This is a genomic window from Lentzea sp. NPDC055074, from assembly GCF_053608005.1.
Genome location: NZ_JBSGUQ010000002.1, coordinates 428904 through 444450, shown reverse-complemented (window position 1 = coordinate 444450; position 15547 = coordinate 428904). Strand labels below are relative to the sequence as shown.

General features: G+C 70.9%; 15 protein-coding genes. 9 read left to right on the top strand and 6 right to left on the bottom strand.

Annotated features, from left to right (window positions below; translation table 11 throughout):
- The first annotated feature begins 12 nt into the window (after positions 1-12).
- From argF to ACWF7A_RS06165, 3 genes are read left to right on the top strand one after another with little or no spacing between them, the layout of a single operon-like run.
- Positions 13-1005: an ornithine carbamoyltransferase gene (gene argF / locus ACWF7A_RS06175; RefSeq protein WP_452249334.1), complete on the top strand. Its 993-nt coding sequence runs from the start codon at positions 13-15 to the stop codon at positions 1003-1005.
- Positions 1005-1931 carry a carbamate kinase gene (locus tag ACWF7A_RS06170; protein WP_452249333.1) on the top strand — a complete coding sequence of 309 codons (927 nt, stop codon included), beginning with the start codon at positions 1005-1007 and terminating at the stop codon, positions 1929-1931. Before argF ends, ACWF7A_RS06170 begins: the two co-directional genes overlap by 1 nt.
- A complete protein-coding gene (locus ACWF7A_RS06165; protein WP_452249332.1) occupies positions 1931-2443 on the top strand; it encodes a DinB family protein in 513 nt (170 codons plus the stop codon). Before ACWF7A_RS06170 ends, ACWF7A_RS06165 begins: the two co-directional genes overlap by 1 nt.
- On the opposite strand, the gene pflA is transcribed toward ACWF7A_RS06165, so the two are convergent.
- The 3 genes from pflA to ACWF7A_RS06150 are packed head-to-tail and all read right to left on the bottom strand — an operon-like array spanning position 2444 to position 6451.
- A complete protein-coding gene (pflA, locus tag ACWF7A_RS06160) occupies positions 2444-3175 on the bottom strand; it encodes a pyruvate formate-lyase-activating protein (RefSeq protein WP_452249331.1) in 732 nt (243 codons plus the stop codon).
- Positions 3172-5421, bottom strand: a complete 2250-nt coding sequence (gene pflB, locus ACWF7A_RS06155; protein WP_452249330.1) for a formate C-acetyltransferase — start codon at positions 5419-5421, stop codon at positions 3172-3174. The genes pflA and pflB overlap by 4 nt, the downstream gene beginning before the upstream one ends.
- 34 nt (positions 5422-5455) lie before the next feature.
- Positions 5456-6451: an Acg family FMN-binding oxidoreductase gene (locus ACWF7A_RS06150; protein ID WP_452249329.1), complete on the bottom strand. Its 996-nt coding sequence runs from the start codon at positions 6449-6451 to the stop codon at positions 5456-5458.
- A 221-nt stretch (positions 6452-6672) separates the two neighbouring features.
- On the opposite strand from ACWF7A_RS06150, the gene ACWF7A_RS06145 reads away from it, so the two are divergent.
- Entirely contained in the window at positions 6673-7554 is an 882-nt protein-coding gene (locus ACWF7A_RS06145) for a universal stress protein (RefSeq protein WP_452249328.1), read from the top strand.
- A 10-nt stretch (positions 7555-7564) separates the two neighbouring features.
- Positions 7565-7981 carry an OsmC family protein gene (locus ACWF7A_RS06140; protein WP_452249327.1) on the top strand — a complete coding sequence of 139 codons (417 nt, stop codon included), beginning with the start codon at positions 7565-7567 and terminating at the stop codon, positions 7979-7981.
- An 11-nt stretch (positions 7982-7992) separates the two neighbouring features.
- Here the strand turns inward: ACWF7A_RS06140 and ACWF7A_RS06135 are convergent, their stop codons facing one another.
- Positions 7993-8508, bottom strand: coding sequence for a flavodoxin domain-containing protein (locus ACWF7A_RS06135; RefSeq protein ID WP_452249326.1), 516 nt, complete (start codon positions 8506-8508; stop codon positions 7993-7995).
- 124 nt (positions 8509-8632) lie between these two features.
- Here ACWF7A_RS06135 and ACWF7A_RS06130 point away from each other — a divergent pair, with 124 nt between their 5' ends.
- Positions 8633-10012: a DUF4389 domain-containing protein gene (locus ACWF7A_RS06130; protein ID WP_452249325.1), complete on the top strand. Its 1380-nt coding sequence runs from the start codon at positions 8633-8635 to the stop codon at positions 10010-10012.
- Here the strand turns inward: ACWF7A_RS06130 and ACWF7A_RS06125 are convergent.
- Positions 9973-10188 carry a hypothetical protein gene (locus ACWF7A_RS06125; protein ID WP_452249324.1) on the bottom strand — a complete coding sequence of 72 codons (216 nt, stop codon included), beginning with the start codon at positions 10186-10188 and terminating at the stop codon, positions 9973-9975. The two genes, ACWF7A_RS06130 and ACWF7A_RS06125, sit on opposite strands and share 40 nt — an antisense overlap.
- Positions 10189-10234: 46 nt before the next feature.
- Between ACWF7A_RS06125 and ACWF7A_RS06120 the strand changes: the two genes are divergently transcribed.
- Genes ACWF7A_RS06120 through ACWF7A_RS06110 form a run of 3 tightly spaced genes read left to right on the top strand, consistent with a single transcriptional unit; the run spans position 10235 to position 13659 of the window.
- On the top strand, positions 10235-10807 hold the full coding sequence (locus tag ACWF7A_RS06120) for a CBS domain-containing protein (protein ID WP_452249323.1): 573 nt from the start codon (positions 10235-10237) through the stop codon (positions 10805-10807).
- A 10-nt stretch (positions 10808-10817) separates the two neighbouring features.
- Positions 10818-11342, top strand: a complete 525-nt coding sequence (locus ACWF7A_RS06115) for a flavodoxin domain-containing protein (RefSeq protein ID WP_452249322.1) — start codon at positions 10818-10820, stop codon at positions 11340-11342.
- Between the two features lie 25 nt (positions 11343-11367).
- On the top strand, positions 11368-13659 hold the full coding sequence (locus tag ACWF7A_RS06110) for a heavy metal translocating P-type ATPase (RefSeq protein WP_452249321.1): 2292 nt from the start codon (positions 11368-11370) through the stop codon (positions 13657-13659).
- A 55-nt stretch (positions 13660-13714) separates the two neighbouring features.
- On the opposite strand, the gene ACWF7A_RS06105 is transcribed toward ACWF7A_RS06110, so the two are convergent.
- Positions 13715-15463: a carboxypeptidase regulatory-like domain-containing protein gene (locus ACWF7A_RS06105; RefSeq protein ID WP_452249320.1), complete on the bottom strand. Its 1749-nt coding sequence runs from the start codon at positions 15461-15463 to the stop codon at positions 13715-13717.
- Positions 15464-15547: the final 84 nt, after the last annotated feature.

Below are 15547 nucleotides of genomic sequence, written 5' to 3'. Positions count from 1 at the left end.
AGGACCTCTCCGATGCGACACCCCGGCTCTCTGCTCAAGGAACTCGACCTCACCAAGGAGAAGTTCCTCGACCTCGTCTCGCAGGCGCGCGGCCTGAAGCGCGCCAAGGCGTCCCACACCGAGCACCCCGTTCTGAAGGGCAAGAACATCGCCCTCGTCTTCGAGAAGAGCTCGACGCGCACCCGCTGCGCGTTCGAGGTCGCCGCCCACGACCAGGGTGCCCACGTCACCTACCTCGACCCGACCGGCTCCCACATGGGCCGCGAGGAGTCCGTCCCGGACACCGCGAAGGTGCTGGGCCGCATGTTCGACGCCATCGAGTTCCGCGGATTCGCCCAGGAGACCGTCGAGACGCTGGCCGAGCACGCCGGCGTGCCCGTGTGGAACGGCCTGACCGACTCCTGGCACCCCACCCAGATGCTCGCCGACGTCCTCACGATGACCGAGCACTTCGACGGCCAGGTCGAGGACATCGCCTTCGCCTTCGTGGGGGACGGCCACAACAACGTCGCCCGGTCGTTGCTCGTCACCGGCGCGCTGCTCGGCATGGACGTGCGGATCGGCGCGCCCGCCGCGCTGCAGCCACCCGCCGACGTGATCGCCAAGGCGCACGAGCTGGCAGCGGCCAGTGGTGCCCGCGTGCTCGTCACCGAGGACCCCGAAGAGGCCGTCGCGGGCGTCGACTTCGTCTACACCGACGTCTGGGTCAGCATGGGCGACTCACCGGAGGCCTGGGACACCCGCGTGCCGCTGCTGACGCCCTACCGCGTCACCGCCGAGCTGATGAAGGCCACCGGCAAGCCGGGCACGAAGTTCCTGCACTGCCTGCCGTCCGTCCACGACCGCTCCACGACCGTCGGCCGCCGCGTGCACGACCAGTACGGCCTCGAGGGCGCCGAGGTCACCGACGAGGTGTTCTCGTCGTCCGCGTCGGTGGTCTTCGACCAGGCCGAGAACCGCCTGCACACCATCAAGGCGGTCATCGTCGCCGGACTGGCCTCGTGATGCGGATCGTCGTGGCCCTCGGCGGCAACGCCCTGCTGCAGCGCGGCGAACGCGCGGACGCCTCCGTCCAGCTCCACCACGTCGAGGCGGCGGCGCGAGCACTCGCGCCGCTGGCGGCCGAACACGAACTCGTGGTGTGCCACGGCAACGGTCCCCAGATCGGCCTGCTCGCCCTGGAGAGCGAGGCCGACCCGTCGTTGAGCCGGCCGTACCCGCTCGACACCCTCGGCGCCGAGACCCAGGGCATGATCGGCTACTGGCTGGCCCAGTCGCTGTGCAACGCGGGCGTCCGCAGACCCGTTCTCGCCGTCGTCACCCAGACCGTCGTCGACGCAGCGGATCCGGCGTTCGCCGCACCGACCAAGTTCATCGGCCCGATCTACGACCGGGACCAGGCTGATCAGCTGGCCGAGCAGAACGGATGGACGATGGCGGCCGACGGCCCGCACTGGCGCCGTGTCGTCCCGTCACCGGAACCGCTGCGGCTCGTCGAGCAGGAGTCCGTCGAGCAGTTGGTGAGCGGCGGGACTGTCGTGGTCTGCGCGGGTGGCGGCGGCGCGCCCGTGGTGGACGACGGGCAGCTGCGTGGTGTGGAAGCCGTGGTGGACAAGGACCTCACGTCCGCCGTGCTCGCGATCGGACTGAAGGCCGACCGGCTGCTGTTGCTGACCGACGTGCCGGCCGTGATGACCGACTTCGGCCTGCCGGACGCCGAACCGCTGCGCCACCTCGACGTGGCGGAGATCGACCGGCTGACCTTTCCGGCCGGTTCGATGGGGCCGAAGGTCGAGGCGTGCCGGCGGTTCGTGGTGGCGACCGGCAGCACGGCGGCCATCGGTGCGCTGACCGATGCGAAGGCGCTGCTGTCGGGTGACGTGGGGACGACCATCAGCACCCAGGCGGTTGCGAGGAGCACACTCGGGTGATGGACAGGCAGGCGGTTCACGACGACCTCGAGCGCGTGCGGGCGACCTTCCGCACGGCGCTCAGCGACACGTCCGGTCACGAACTCCGCCGCCGCTCGAACGGCACGCGGTGGACCAACCGGCAGCTGTTGTTCCACATGCTGCTCGGTTTCCTGATCATGCGTGCGCTGATCGGCCTGGCCCGGATCGTCGCGCGGCTGCCCGGCGGGGTGGGCCGCACCTGGGCCCGGTTGCTCGACGCCGGAACCAAACCTTTCGACGTCGTCAACTTCGCGGGCTCCTGGCTGGGCGGTAGCCTCCTGCCCCGCCGGGCAATGCTCGTGCTGTGCGACCGCACGATCGCGTCGTTGCACCGCCGCCTCGACCGGGAGAACGACATCGGCCTGGCGAAGGGCATGCCCTACCCGACGCGCTGGGACCCGTGCTTCCACGAGTTCATGACCATCGCGGACCTTTACCGCTTCCCGGTGCGGCACTTCGACTTCCACCGCGACCAGCTCTCGCTCGCCTGATCAGTGCACCGGGACGCCGCAGCCGGCGAACTGGTCCCGCACGCGGCGGACGAGGTCGTTGTCGGGGGTGGGGACGTCGGCCAGCGGGAACCGGATGCCGAGTGCGGCGTACTTGGGCGCGCCGAGCTTGTGGAACGGCAGCACCTCCACGCGTTCTACGGTCTTCAGGGTGCTGACGAACGACGCGATGCCCGCGACGTTGTCCGGGTCGTCGGTGAGTCCTGGCACGAGCACGAACCTGATCCACATGGTCTTGCCCAGGTCGGACAACCGGCGCGCGAACCGCAGCGTCGGCGCGACCTCGCCGCCGGTGACGTGCCGGTAGGTGGCCGGGTCCCACGACTTGATGTCCAGCAGCACCAGGTCGGTGTCGGTCAGCAGATGGTCGGACGCCCGTGCACCCAGGAACCCGGACGTGTCGAGAGCGGTGTGCAGCCCGAGCTCCTTGGCGCGGTGGAACACCGCGGCGGTGAAGTCGGGCTGGAGCAACGGTTCTCCGCCGGTGATCGTCAGGCCACCGCCGGCGACCTCGATGAACCGCCGGTACTTCGCGACCTCGGCCATGACCTCGTCGACCGTCTTGCGGTGGCCGTCGCGCATGTGCCAGGTGTCCGGGTTCTCGCAGTACAGGCACCGCAGCGGGCACCCGCTCAGGAACAGCACGAAGCGGGTGCCCGGTCCGTCGACCGCCGTGGAGACGTCCCACGAGTGGACTGATCCGGTTGTGGTCACAGCGACTCGTGGAAGGTGCGGTTGATGACGTCGCGTTGCTGCTCGGGGGTGAGCCGGACGAAGTTGACCGCGTAACCGGAGACCCGGATGGTGAGCTGCGGATGCTTCTCCGGGTGTGCCATGGCGTCGAGCAGGGTCTCGCGGTTCAGCACGTTGGCGTTGAGGTGGAATCCGCCCGCGTCGGTGTAGGCGTCGAGCAGGCCGACCAGGTTGGTCACCCGCTCGTCCTCGGTCTGACCGAGGCCCGTGGGGGTGATGCTCGCGGTCAGCGAGATCCCGTCCTGCGCCTGGTCGTAGGGCAGCTTCGCCACCGACAGCGCCGCCGCGACGAGGCCGTGCCGGTCGCGGCCGTTCATCGGGTTGGCGCCTGGCGCGAACGGCTCACCGGCGCGGCGGCCGTCCGGGGTGTTGCCGGTGTGCTTGCCGTAGACGACGTTCGAGGTGATGGTGAGCACCGACTGGGAGTGCACGGCGCCGCGGTGCGCGGGGTACTGCCGCACCTTCCGCATGAAGTCCTCGACCAGGCCGACGGCGATCGCGTCCGCACGGTCGTCGTTGTTGCCGTACTTGGGGAAGTCGCCCTCGACCGCGTAGTCGACGGCGAGGCCGGTCTCGTCGCGGATCACTCTCACCCTGGCGTACCGGATCGCGGACAGGCTGTCCGCGACCACCGACAGGCCGGCGATCCCGCAGCCGAGCAACCGCTGGACCGGATGGTTGTGCAGCGCCATCTCGATGCGTTCGTAGGCGTACTTGTCGTGCATGTAGTGGATGATGTCGAGCGCCTCGACGTACGTCTTCGCCAGCCAGTCGGTCATGCGGTCGAACGCCGCCCGCACCTCCTCGTGGTCCAGGTACTCCGAGGTGATCGGAGGGAACGCCGGGGCCACCTGCGCACCCGACACCTCGTCGCGGCCGCCGTTGATCGCGTACAGCAATGCCTTGGCGAGGTTGACGCGAGCGCCGAACAGCTGCATCTGTTCGCCGACGCGCATCGCCGACACGCAGCACGCGATCGCGGTGTCGTCGCTGAACGTCGGGCGGATGAGGTCGTCGTTCTCGTACTGGATGGAGCTGGTGTCGACGGAGACCTTGGCGCAGAAGCGCTTGAACCCCTCCGGCAGGCGCGGCGACCACAGCACGGTCAGGTTCGGTTCAGGCGCCGGTCCGAGGTTGTAGAGCGTCTGCAGGAACCGGAAGCTCGTGCGCGTGACCAGCGGGCGTCCGTCGCGGCCCATGCCGCCGATCGACTCGGTGACCCAGGTCGGGTCGCCGGAGAACAACTGGTCGTACTCCGGCGTGCGCAGGAACCGCACGATCCGCAGCTTGATCACCAGGTCGTCGACGAGCTCCTGCGCCTCGCGCTCGGTCAGCACACCCTCGTCGAGGTCGCGCTGCAGGTAGACGTCGAGGAACGTGGACGTGCGGCCCAACGACATCGCGGCGCCGTTCTGCTCCTTCACCGCGGCCAGGTAGGCGAAGTACAGCCACTGCACTGCCTCCCGGCCGGTGGTGGCGGGGCCGGAGATGTCGTGACCGTACGCCGCGGCCATGTCGCGGAGCTCGCCGAGCGCGCGGATCTGCTCCGCCAGTTCCTCCCTGTCCCTGATGATGTCCTCGGTGGACGCCATGTCGTCGAGGACGGCTCGTTCGGCTCGCTTAGCCGCGACGAGGCGGTCGACGCCGTAAAGGGCGACGCGCCGGTAGTCCCCGATGATCCGGCCCCTGCCGTACGCGTCCGGAAGTCCGGTGATGATGCCGGCCTTGCGCGCTCGCAGGATCTCGGCGGTGTAGGCGTCGAACACGCCGTCGTTGTGCGTCTTGCGGTACTTGGTGAAGATCTCCTCGACGCGAGGGTCGAGCCGGTAGCCGTAGGTCTTGAGGCTGTTGTCCACCAGCCTCAGCCCGCCCGCGGGCATGATGGCGCGCTTGAGCGGTGCGTCGGTCTGCAGACCGACGATCAGCTCGTGGTCGCGGTCGATGTAGCCGGGCCGGTGCGCGGTGATCGAGGACGGGGTGCTCACGTCGACGTCGTAGATCCCGCGGGCGCGTTCGTCGGTGAACATCTCCGTCAGCCGGTGCCACAACGCCGTCGTGCGGGACGTCGGTCCGGACAGGAAGCCCGCGTCGCCCTCGTACGGCGTGTAGTTGGTCTGGATGAAGTCACGTACGTCGATCTCGTCGCACCACTGTCCGGTGTGGAATCCACGCCAGGCGGTGGTCGGGCGTTCCGCCGTAGCGGTCATCGTGTTCCTCCTCGTCGGCCGGTCGGGTGTCCGCTCAGGACCGGCAGTCGTTGGGTTCGAGCAGCAGTTCGGAGACGGGACGTCGAGGTGTGGGCGGAACCGAGGTGCTGTATCCGAGACGCAGCACGGCCTGCGGCACGAGCATGCCGCCGAGCGAGCGGCGCAACTGCTCGCGGACGCTGCGCACCTCGACCGGCTGGGACAGGAAGGACGCCGACAGCCCGCGCACGGTGGCCGCGAGCAGGACGCGTTGCATCGCCTGTCCCGCCTGCAGTTCGCCGAGTGGTCCGTCGTAGAACGAGCAGACGACGACGACCAGTGGATCGGACTCGTAGTCCTTGCCGGGCAGGCGCCGCTGTCCCTTGAAGTCGCGGAAGACCCACTCGTCCTGCAGTTCGGGACGAACGCCCGCGGAAAGGGCGGGGATGCCGTCGCTCGCGTCCGGCCGGTCCCCGACGAACGACGCCAGCTCGGCCTGGACGTTCTGGTCGTGGAGCTGGATCTCGTGCGCCTGCCGGACGAACTTCTTGAGCTGGGCGCGGTTCTCCGCCGTCGACACCACGTGCAGCCACGAGCGCTCCAACTCGGCCGCGCGCACCAACGCGTGACGCTGGCGGAGGTCGACGGGCGCCTCGTGGAACGGTTTGCGGTTCGTGCGGCGGCGAGAGATCGCCTGCAGCAACGCGCGTTGCTCTTCGTCGGGAGCGATCGCGCCTCCGCGCCGCACGACCGCGAGCGCTCCGGGCGCGTCGTGACCGGGCAGCATCGACACCAGCGGCCGCACTCCCGCACCCTGCAACGCCATCCGCAGGTTGAACAGCGCCGCGCCGCAGGACAACCGCAGCTCGCGATCGTCGGGATCGGTGGCGGGCAGCCGCCGGTGCGGGTCGGGGTGCAGTTCGATCCGGTCTGGAAGCACGCGGAACCGCCACGGCTGGGTGTTGTGCACGGACGGCGCGAGCGAGGCGGCCTCGAGCACCTGGTGAACCTGTTGCGGCGCGAGCCCCAGCGCCTGCGGCACCTCGGCCATGTCACTCACCTCATCGTGTCGCGGTCGAACTCTCCGTGGCTCCACTCTCCGTGCGGACACGAGGTGCTCACACCGTCGAAGGTCCCTATCCGATCGGGAACGACGGGCCTGCGGCGGACGCCGGTGCCAAGGGCCCGGCCCGTGCGGGACCAACGGCAGCGTCCCCGCCGGTGCCGGGTTCCTAGCGTGAGGTGCACGCCCGTTGTGACTGGAGGACGACGATGAAATCTCCATCCGCCCCGATCGTGTGCGGCGTCGACGGCTCGGAGTCGGCGCTGGCCGCCGTCGGCTGGGCCGCTCAGGAGTGCGCCCGCCACCAGGTGTCGTTGCGCCTCGTGCACACCTTCATGCTGCCGACCCGCGACTATCCGGAGATCGTGCTCGTGGGCAACGACATTCGCCACGCGATGGAGAAGCAGGGGCGCGCGTGGCTGGAGGAGGCCGGGGCAGCGGCCCGCGCGGCCGCTCCCGGGATCGAGGTGACGGCCGACGTCGTCTGCTGCGGAGCGGGCGCGCTGCTGACAGAGCTGTCGAAGAGCGCCCGGATGGTGGTGATCGGATCGCGGGGCCTCGGCACCGTGACCGGGCTCGCCGTCGGATCGACCGCGGTGGCGCTGGCGGCGCACGCCCAGAGCCCGGTCGTCGTGGTGCGGGGCACCGCGGCTCCCGATGGCCCCGTGGTCGTCGGTGTCGACGGTTCGCCCACGAGCGAAGCCGCGCTGGCGTTCGCGTTCGAGGAGGCCTCGTCGCGCGCGACCTCGCTGACCGCGGTCATGACCATCACGGACTTCGCCGCCGACAGCGCGTACACGTTGTCGCGTCTGGGAATCGACTGGGGGCCGGTGGAGGAGGACGTGCGTCGGCTGCTCGCCGAGCGCCTCGCGGGCTGGCAGGAGAAGTACCCCGACGTCGTGGTCGACCGGATCGCGGTGCGAGACCGGCCGGTGCGTGCGCTCACGCGCTACGGAGCCGAGGCCCAGCTGCTGGTCGTCGGCAGCCACGGGCACGGCGGGTTCGCCGGCATGCTGCTCGGTTCGACCAGCCAGGCACTCGTCCACCACGCCCCCTGCCCGCTCGCGATCGTGCGTCCGCCGAAGAGGTGACCGTTCTGCCATGACCACTGAAGTTCCTCTGCGCCAACGGATCCAGGTGCGCCACGTCCAGGGCGACGAGTACGCCGTCCGGCTGCGGGCGCACGAGGTGCACGTCGACCAGCCCGGCAGTGACCGGGGCATGTCCCCGGTCGAGCTGTTCGTCGCGTCGCTCGCCACCTGCGTGGCCCACTACGCGGGCAGCTACCTGCACCGGCACTCCCTTCCACGAGAGGGACTCACGGTGGTGGCCGAGTACGAGATGGCCGCCGACCACCCGGCACGGATCGCCGGCATGCGCGTCACCGTGGATCCGGGACAGGAGCTGGAACCGCGCCGATGGCAGGCGTTGCGGGCGGTCGTCGACCACTGCACCGTGCACAACACCCTCCGGCGGCCGCCGGAGGTCGAGATCCTCGTCCGCGGCGGCCGGCCGTGAGGGTGTCGTGATCACGCGCCCGCCGGCGGGACCGGAGAGCTGCCGGCGAGCTGTCCGGCGACCCGGTCCGCCCAGGCGCGGATCTCGTCGAAGTCGCGGAAGTCGCCCGCCATGTCGCCCTGGGCCATCTTCTTCGCGATGAACCCGACGGCGGTCTGCGCGGTCAGCCTGCCGCCGAACGTGGCCGGCTCCTCGGAACCGATGCGGGCGGCGATCTCCCGCACCTTGCGCGGCGCCGGCTGCGGTGTGATCTCCTTGCCCAGAGGGCCGTCGTGGAACAGCCACGTGGGCCGGTCCACCAGCAGCTCCTCGTTGCGCTTGAGCAACTTCACCGCTTCACGGCGCCAGCGGCCGGCGTAGAGGCCGCTGCCGAGCACCAGCGCGTCGTGACGCTCGACCGAACGGACTCGCGCGGCGTCGAGCACCGTGACCTCGTGCCCCGCGGAGCGCAGCCGTTCTCCGATCGCCTCGGCGATCTCCCTGGTGGAACCCATCTTCGTCGCGTACGCGACCAGGACATCAGTCATACCAACACGATCGGCGCTCTCCGCGTGGTGGAAACAGGGCCCTAGGTCAGTGCCGCGAAGGGTCGCGCGGTACTGCCGGCGCCCGCGGATCTGCGTGACGGTGGAAGTGAGCTGGGAGGTAACGATGACAACTGCTACGACTGGTTATCCGGTGCACGTGCACGCGCGGCTGGAGCCCGGCCTGAGCCGATGGTTGTGGCTCGTCAAGTGGTTCCTCGCGATTCCGCACTACGTGGTGCTGGCGTTCCTGTGGGTCGGGTTCGCCGTGTTCAGCGTGGTGGCGTTCTTCGCGATCCTCTTCACCGGCCGCTATCCGCGCGTCCTGTTCGACTTCAACGTCGGCGTGCTGCGCTGGACGTGGCGGGTGGCCTACTACACCTACGGGGCACTGGCCACGGACCGCTACCCGCCGTTCAGCCTCGGCGAGCAGCCGGACTACCCCGCGACTCTCGACATCGCCTACCCCGAGCACCTCTCCCGCGGACTGGTGCTGGTGAAGTGGTGGCTCCTCGCGATCCCGCACTACCTGATCGTCGGGTTCTTCGTCGGTGGCGGCAGCTATGTGGCATACCAGACCGGGGAGACCGTCTACAACTCGGGCGGACTCGTCGGCCTGATGGCCCTGTTCGCGGGCATCGCGTTGCTGTTCACCGGAAGGTATCCCCAGGGGCTGTTCGACTTCGTGCTGGGCATGGACCGCTGGGCGCTGCGCGTCGCGGCCTACGCGGGCCTGATGACCGACTCGTACCCGCCGTTCCGCTTCGACTCCGGAGGGGAAGAGGCGGGCGCGACCACGATCGACCAGCAACCGCCACCACCGCCGTCGCCCGCGCACGGCTGGACAGCGGGCAGGGTCACCGCCGTGGTGATCGGTGTCCTGCTTCTGATCACCGGTGGCGCCGTCGGTGGGACGGGCGGGTTCGGCCTGTGGGCCGACCAGACGCAACGCGACTCGTCCGGAATGCTCAGCACCCGCGCGGCGGCCTTCCACAGCGACGGCTACGCGCTGGAGTTCGGAACGCTCGAGCTGCGCTGGACGGACGCCGACTGGGTGCTGGCCGACAACTGGCTCGGTGACGTGCGGCTGAAGGCCGGCAACGGCGTGTTCCTCGGCATCGGCCGCACGGACGACGTCCGGCGCTACCTGTCCGGAGTGGACCACGACGAGGTGACCATGGCCGGTGACCGCGTCACGTACTGGCACCGCGACGGTGGAGCGCCGGCGAATCCCGCCGCGCAGACGTTCTGGGCGGCGTCGGGCACCGGCCAGGTCGACTGGCGGGCGGAGCAGGGCAGCTGGACCGCGGTGGTGCTCAACACCGATCACACGCGCGGAGTAGACGCGGCGCTCGCCGCGCAGGCGGAGGTCCCGGCACTGCGTCCGGTGTCCGTCGGCCTGCTGATCGGCGGGGGCGTGCTGTTCCTGCTGGGCGTCACCCTGCTGGTGCTGGCCGTCGCCGGTGCTCAGCGCCGCAGCAGCGGCACGACGACCTCGGTGACGTAACGGAGGACCGCTTCGTACGCGGCGGGGGTCTCGTCGTAGGCACCCCGGTGGGTCGTGCGGGCGGCTGGTCCTCCTGGCAGGGGCACGACGTCGACAGGAGACCTGTCCTGTACCTCGCCGGAGATCGGCAGGTACAGGTCGAGCTCGAAGTCGCCCGGGGAGGGTCGAGGGTTCATGACCGTGGGCGTCCGCCCGCTGTCCTGAGTGGACGGAGGAGTGAAGATGCGTGCGTTCGACGTGATGTCCGCGCCCGCGGTGAGCGTGCTGCCGGGAACGTCGATCGAGGAAGCCGCGGCACTCGTCGCCGAACACGGCTTCGCCGCGTTGCCGGTGGTCGACGACGAGGGCCGGCTCGTCGGTGTCGTGTCAGGTGAGGACCTCCTGCGCGAGGAGCTGCGAGCCCGCCGGACCGCACACCGGGTGAGCGACGCGATGAGTGATCTCGTCGTGGCCGTCGAGGCGGAGATGCCGGTGGGGGAGATCGCACGGCAGTTGCTCGGGCACCACCACCGGTCGTTGCCGGTCGTGGCCGGTGACCAGCTCGTCGGCGTCGTGAGCCGCGGAGACCTCCTGCGGGCGCTCGTCCCGCAGGACGAGGTGACCGCGGCGCGGATCAGCAAGCTGTTGTGCGACCACCTCGGCGCCCGGCCGTGGGACGTCGTGGTGGTGTCCGGGACGGCCACCGTGCTGGGGCCGTTCAGCGGCCGGGACGAGGAGCAGGCCGTGGCCGCGCTGGCGGAGAGCGTGCCCGGGGTGCGTTCCGTCCTGGTGCAGCCCTGCGTGGAAGACGTCTGAGGAGGAGATCATGAAGGTGCTGGTGGCTTACGCGACCGCGGCGGGCTCGACGGTGGGCGTCGCGACCCGCATCGCGGCGGTGCTGCGCGCACACGACCACGTGGTGGCCACGTACAGCGTGGACGAGGTCACCGACGCGGGCGAGTACGACGCCTACGTCATCGGCAGCGCGGTGCACGACCAGGCGTGGCTGCCGTCCGGCGCGGCGTTCCTGGCGAGGGAACGCGGAACGGTGCGGGGCAAACCGGTCTGGTTGTTCAGCGTCGGTCTGCCGGACTCCCTGCGCGGTCCGCTGCGCAGGTGGGCGGGTCTGGAGGAACCGGCGATCCTCCGCCATCTGCGCGAGGACGTCACGCCCGTCGAGCACCGTTTGTTCAGCGGCGTGGTGCGGGCCGAGATGCTCGGGAGGCTCGGCGCGCTGGTCTTCCGCGCCGTGGGCGGCCGGTTCGGCGACTTCCGCGACTGGCGGGAGATCGAGGTGTGGGCCGGCGACATCGCCGACGTGCTCACCGACATCGAGGCCACGACCAGGTGACCAGGCCGCACAGGAGGACCGCGTGATGGGTGGTGTGGTCGCGAGGACGAAGCGGTGGGCGGGGCCCGCGTTCCTCGCGCTCGTGGTGGCGCTGAGCGTGGTGGGAGGCGCACTGTGGTTCTGGCAACCCGGTGCCGCACGCGTCTGCTGGGCCGCGGCCACCGGCACGGCCCTCCTGCCCGCCGTCACCTGGGTGGTGGCGGACCTGCGCGCCAGGCGGTTCGGCGCGGACGTGCTCGCCGTGCTCGCCCTGGCCGGAACGCTGCTGGTCGGGGAGTACCTGGCGGGCGCGATGGTCGCGGTCATGCTCGGCACCGGCCACGCGCTCGACTCGTTCGCCCAGCGCAGGGCGCGGCGGGACCTGAGCGCGCTGCTCGACCGGGCACCGCGGTTCGCGCAGGTGCGCGTCGGGGACGACCTGCGGCAGGTGCCCGTGGACGAGGTCGGGCCGGGCGACGTGGTCATCGTTCGTCCCGGCGAGATCGTGCCGGTCGACGCGGTGCTGCTCGCCGACGGGGAGTTCGACGAGTCCGCCCTGACCGGAGAACCCCTCGCGGTGCACCGGCCGCGCGGAGACCGGGTCCGCAGCGGTGTCGTCGCGGCAGGCGCCGCGGTCGAGCTGCGTGCCACGGCGGCCGCGGCGGACAGCACGTACGCCGGTGTGCTGCGGCTGGCGGAGCAGGCCGCGGCCTCGACCGCGCCGATCGCGCGGATCGCCGACCGCATCGCCGCCTTCTTCCTGCCTCTCGCGCTGGGGGTGGCCGCACTGGCCGCCGTCCTCGCCCGCGACCCGGTGCGCGCGGTCGCCGTGCTCGTGACCGCGACGCCGTGCCCGTTGCTCCTGGCGGTGCCGGTCGCGATCACCGCCGGGATGTCGCGCGCCTCGCGTGCCGGTGTGGTGATGCGGGACGGTCGAGCCCTGGAAGCGCTGGGGCACGTCAGGATCGCCGTGCTGGACAAGACCGGAACGGTGACCGAGGGGCATCCGGCCGTGGTGGAGGTGGTGCCCGCGCCGGGCTGGAACACCGGACGCGTGCTCGAGGTGGCGGCCGCGGTGGAGCAGCTGTCCACCCACGTGCTCGCCGCCGCCGTGGTCGAGGCCGCGGCGACGGCGGGGCTGCGGCCACCTCCCGCACTCGGTGTGCGGGAGGAACCCGGGCGAGGGGTGACCGGGTCGGTCGGCGGGCGGCACGTCGTCGTGGGCAGGCGTGCCGAGAACGGGGGAGCGGAGTGGGAACGCGCGGTGGTCGCGCGTGCGAGCCTGGACGCGGCTACCGCGGTGTGGGTGGAGGTCGACGGTCAGGTGGCCGGTGCGTTCCTGCTGCGGGATCCGGTGCGCCGGGACGCGGCTCGGACGGTGCGCAGGCTGCGCGCCGCCGGCCTGCGCCGCATCGTGATGCTCACCGGTGATCGCACCGCCGTGGCGCAGGACGTGGCCGGGATGCTGGGGTTCGACGACGTCGTCGCCCGCTGCACACCACAGGACAAAGTGGACAGAGTGCGGGCGGAGAACGCCAACGGCCTCACGGTCATGGTGGGCGACGGCATCAACGACGCTCCCGCACTCGCCGCGGCCGGCGTCGGCGTCGCGCTGGGCAACCGGGGATCGTCCGCGGCGGTGGAGGCAGCCGACGCCATCATCCTCGACGACCGCATCGACCGGCTCGCCGACGGCGTGGAGATCGCCGCACGGGCCCGCCGGATCGCTGCGCAGAGCGCGATGTGGGGAATGGGTCTGGCGCTGGCCGCGATGGGACTGGCGGCGTTCGGTCTGCTCGCCCCCGTGGGCGGCGCCGTGGTGCAGGAGGCGATCGACGCCGCGGTGATCCTGCATTCGTTGCGCGCGTTGCTTCCTGTACGGCGGCTGCGGCTCAGCGCGGACACGACGCGGTTGCTGCAGCGGTTCGACGCCGAGCACGAGGACCTGCGAGCAGCCAGGGAGACCGTGCGGTTCGCGGCCGACGAACTGCGCGAGGGCCCCACCGACGAGGCCATGACGGCAGTTCGCAGGGCGCACGAGCTGATGATGACGCGGGTGCTGCCGCACGAACACGCCGAGGAAGCCGAGCTGTACCCCGCCCTGGCCGCCGAGTTCGGTGACGCCGAGTCGACCGTGACGATGAGCAGGGGCCACGCCGAGATCGAACGGCTCACCCGCAGGCTCGGCCGGCACCTGGCACGGCCCGACGGTCCGGCGAACGGCGGTGTCGACGACCTGAGGGCCACCCTCTACGGGCTGGACGCCGTGCTGCGCCTGCACTTCGCCCAAGAGGAGGAGGCGTACTTCGCGCTCGCCGAGCACGCGCCACGGCCGTGATGGGAGCCTCCGCGACGTGAGACGTCGGTGAGGCTCCCCTCTGACAGGCGGGGAATCACCTCGGGTCGGGGCGACGTCCACCGGCCAGGACCAGCGCGCTGCCCGCGAGAAGGCTGAGCAGGCCTCCCAGCGCCAGCCAGGTCACCCCGGCGCCGGTCACCGCAAGAGGCGGTGTTCCGGTGTCCGCGCCCGGCGGCGCCGGGCGGGCGGGTGTCGCGAGGTCCGGGTCAGGCTGGTCGGGGCCTGGCAGGACGAAGAACGTGCGCCTGTGGTACCACTCCCACCAGGGGGTGTTGTCGCCGTTCTCCCCGTCCTGCACCACGAAGTTGTCGGGGTCCGAGTACACGAACCGCCACGGTCCGACTATTCCGAAGCGGTAGATGCCGGCCGGTGTCTGACGGAACTCGAACCTGCCTTCGACCGTGGTGACGTCCCTGGCGACGATCTCGCCGGTGACACGGTCTGTCAGGTACACCTTCACCCCTGGCAGAGCGACACCCGAAGGCAAGCCCAGCAGCGGCTTGTAGCGGAAGACCGCCACGTGCCCGACGACGCGAGACGCCATGCCACCGGGTACTCGCGCGAACGCCGTCGTCTGGGCGTAGCCGTTCGAGCTGGGCGGCGCGCCGATCCGGCAGTCCGCGCGCACGTGGCCCTGCGTCCGGGCCTCGGAGGTGATCCGCATGGTCATCTCGAACGTCTTCGTCGTTGCGGCCGGCAGGACCGCGCCGCGCGCCAGTTCGCCCGCGTCGAACTCGGCCACCCCGTCCACCGTGCAGCTGGCGGTGAGGTCGGTGAAGGTGGCAGCGCTGCCGTTGGTCAAGGTCACCAGCAGGCGAGCGATGTCGTTCACGCGATAGTCCTGCTGGGTGAACGACATCGACGCGGTCAGCGCGTCCCGGCCGATCTCCCGCACACCGCGCAGCACCACGTCGGGGTCGTCCGTGCCGTCGACCACCGCACTCAGCCGGGTGAAGTACCACCCCGGACTCTCGACGCGGATCCAGTAGGTCCCGCCGGGCAGGCCGAGGAAGGTGAACCGCCCGTCCGGGCCGGTGGTCGTGGTCTGGTGGCCGCCGTGATCGTCGGACGCCCGCACCGTGATTCCCTGGAGCTCCTCACCGGGATCGACGGCCTTGTCGCCGTCGGTGTCGCCGTAGACCAGTCCGCGAAAGCCGCCCTGGACGAACATGATCGGCACGGAGACGGTCGTTTCGTTGTCCGCCGGGTTCGCGTCCTGCTCATCGCCGAGCGGCCGGACGGTGATCACGAGCCGCAGCACGCCGACCGTGCCCGTCACCCGGCCGGTGAGGCTGCCTTCGACACTCTGCCCAGGTTCGACGCGCCACCCGGCAGGGAAGAACGGCACCCAGTCGTGGGTGGAGAACGGCCCGGTGGAGGTGACCATCGCCTGGTTCACGGAAGCGCCGCCCACGTTGGTGACCCGGACCCTGGCGGTGATCTCCTCGTGCCCGAGGTAGGAGGGCTTGTCGAACCACGCCGTCAACGTCAGGTCCGGCAGCTCCTCCTTAGGTGCGGGCGAGGACGTTCCCGGTGCCGGCGAGGTGCTGCCTTCCGGGTCTTCCCGAGGTGGGGTCGCGGACTGGGACGGTGCGGCAGATGACGTACCAGTGGTCGCGGGCGGTGCGGTGGAAGTCGGTGGAGTGCTGGTGCCGGGGTCGGCCGGCGCCGTGATCTCCTGTCCGCCGGGACCGGCGTCGTCCGCCGTGGCGGGCCCGGCCGACACACCGAGGCACAGCACGGTCGTCAGCACGACGGCTCCCGCCGCGCGCAGTGTTCGCATGGTTCGGATCTCCTTCCTCCCGCCCGGATCGCCGGTCGGGAGGAAGCCCGTGCGGCGATCCGGGCGGGGCTGAGGCGGTGTGCA

Coding starts and splice junctions, on each gene's coding strand:
- argF (WP_452249334.1), top strand. CDS start 13: ATGCGACACCCCGGCTCTCTGCTCAAGGAACTCGACCTCACCAAGGAG.
- ACWF7A_RS06170 (WP_452249333.1), top strand. CDS start 1,005: ATGCGGATCGTCGTGGCCCTCGGCGGCAACGCCCTGCTGCAGCGCGGC.
- ACWF7A_RS06165 (WP_452249332.1), top strand. CDS start 1,931: ATGGACAGGCAGGCGGTTCACGACGACCTCGAGCGCGTGCGGGCGACC.
- pflB (WP_452249330.1), bottom strand. CDS start 5,421: ATGACCGCTACGGCGGAACGCCCGACCACCGCCTGGCGTGGATTCCAC.
- ACWF7A_RS06150 (WP_452249329.1), bottom strand. CDS start 6,451: ATGGCCGAGGTGCCGCAGGCGCTGGGGCTCGCGCCGCAACAGGTTCAC.
- ACWF7A_RS06145 (WP_452249328.1), top strand. CDS start 6,673: ATGAAATCTCCATCCGCCCCGATCGTGTGCGGCGTCGACGGCTCGGAG.
- ACWF7A_RS06140 (WP_452249327.1), top strand. CDS start 7,565: ATGACCACTGAAGTTCCTCTGCGCCAACGGATCCAGGTGCGCCACGTC.
- ACWF7A_RS06135 (WP_452249326.1), bottom strand. CDS start 8,508: ATGACTGATGTCCTGGTCGCGTACGCGACGAAGATGGGTTCCACCAGG.
- ACWF7A_RS06130 (WP_452249325.1), top strand. CDS start 8,633: ATGACAACTGCTACGACTGGTTATCCGGTGCACGTGCACGCGCGGCTG.
- ACWF7A_RS06125 (WP_452249324.1), bottom strand. CDS start 10,188: ATGAACCCTCGACCCTCCCCGGGCGACTTCGAGCTCGACCTGTACCTG.
- ACWF7A_RS06120 (WP_452249323.1), top strand. CDS start 10,235: ATGCGTGCGTTCGACGTGATGTCCGCGCCCGCGGTGAGCGTGCTGCCG.
- ACWF7A_RS06115 (WP_452249322.1), top strand. CDS start 10,818: ATGAAGGTGCTGGTGGCTTACGCGACCGCGGCGGGCTCGACGGTGGGC.
- ACWF7A_RS06110 (WP_452249321.1), top strand. CDS start 11,368: ATGGGTGGTGTGGTCGCGAGGACGAAGCGGTGGGCGGGGCCCGCGTTC.
- ACWF7A_RS06105 (WP_452249320.1), bottom strand. CDS start 15,463: ATGCGAACACTGCGCGCGGCGGGAGCCGTCGTGCTGACGACCGTGCTG.